Annotated in this window: 1 protein-coding gene; it reads right to left on the reverse strand. The window is 39.0% G+C overall.

All coding sequences use genetic code 11. The features are described 5' to 3' along the window. Positions 1 to 40 precede the first annotated feature (40 nt). Positions 41 to 1,362 (reverse strand): IS3 family transposase gene (locus tag V7201_RS22885; RefSeq protein ID WP_335379063.1). Its coding sequence is split into 2 segments (ribosomal slippage), with 1,323 coding nucleotides annotated over them: positions 41 to 1,002 and positions 1,002 to 1,362; the frame shifts between segments, so codons are not numbered across the junction. This gene is flagged as partial in the annotation.

Here is a 1,362-nt window from a genome sequence, read left to right on the forward strand (position 1 = left end):
TGAACTGTGCCCCCTTTTACGGACAGTTTAAAAAAAGTGCCTAGGCTGCCATTAAGTGACTCCGGTATTGTACCGGGGTCATTTTATTTAAACCCCACTGATAACGGTGGTGGTTATACTCCTCAATTACTCGGTAAACTTCTTTTCTGACTTCTCTAACATTCTTACATGATCTATATTCCGCCAAATCTTTAAAGTGCCCAAAGAAGCTTTCCATTGGTGCATTGTCCCAACAGTTACCCTTACGGGACATAGATTGTGTTAATCCAAGTGATTTCACTTTGTATTGGAATTTGGGATGAGTATAGTGAAACCCTTGATCTGAATGCAGTATGGCTTCTGGATGGAATTGATCACCAACTGCCAACTTTAGCTTCTTAAGAGTTTTATAAACGATATCCATTTCTAAGGAAGTGGATAGATGATATGCCACAATCTCCTTCGTAGCCACGTCCTTTACGCATGATAAATAAGCTTTCTGTCCCTTTCCATAATAGAGGTAAGTGATGTCAGTAAGGAGGACTTTTCCTGGTTCATTTTGATTGAATTTACGATTAAGAAGGTTAGGACAGGTGGAATGTTCCTTCGTTGCCTTAGCCATCTTTCGATAGGGATTAGCTCTTCTAATCTTCGTAATAAGGTCATATTTAGCCATTAGCCGTCTAATTTTCTTATGATTCATGACAGTTGAATGGTCATTCTCCATGAACATTTTAATTTGAAGAGCACCAGCTTTTCCGTCTTTTTTATCAAAAACTACTTTGATTAAAACAATATCTGCTTCATCTTGTTCATCACGTTTCGCACGCTTAGAGGCAGCTCTCAACCAATCATAATAACCACTCCTGCTTACTCCTGCCAGTTCACATAGATAGGAAACAGCCCGCTTTAACCTGTGTTTTTGGATCGTTCTGTCAATAAGATAAAACTTTTCGGATTCCATTAATATCGTTTCTTCTTCAACGCCTGCCTTTCTAGCTCTTCCAGCTTTTTTAAGAAATCATTTTCTGCTTCCAGAAATTTAATTTTCGCTTCTGCTTTCTTTAATTGTTCTTCAAGAGATAGGGACCTTGAAGACGGGCGACCAGTGCTTCCTTTACCTCTGCGTTCCGTAAGGAAACCATCCTCTCCGTAACGCTCAAAAGTTTCTCTCCAGCGTCGGAGGCACTGTTTAGGCTGTTCCTTCCCAATCATTTCGATATCAAAACCATGCTCAATGAAGATTTGAGAGGGGATTTTACCTTGCTTATATTGTTTAACTGCCTTGATTTTAAATTTAGGGCTGTAGGAAATTGAGCGATCGGATGCACTTGTAACATTTGGATTCTTTTTCAGTTCTTTAATTTGAGATTCATTATAAAG

The sequence above is a fragment of the Bacillus sp. JJ1122 genome (genome assembly GCF_036964885.1).
Taxonomy (GTDB): domain Bacteria; phylum Bacillota; class Bacilli; order Bacillales; family Cytobacillaceae; genus Mesobacillus.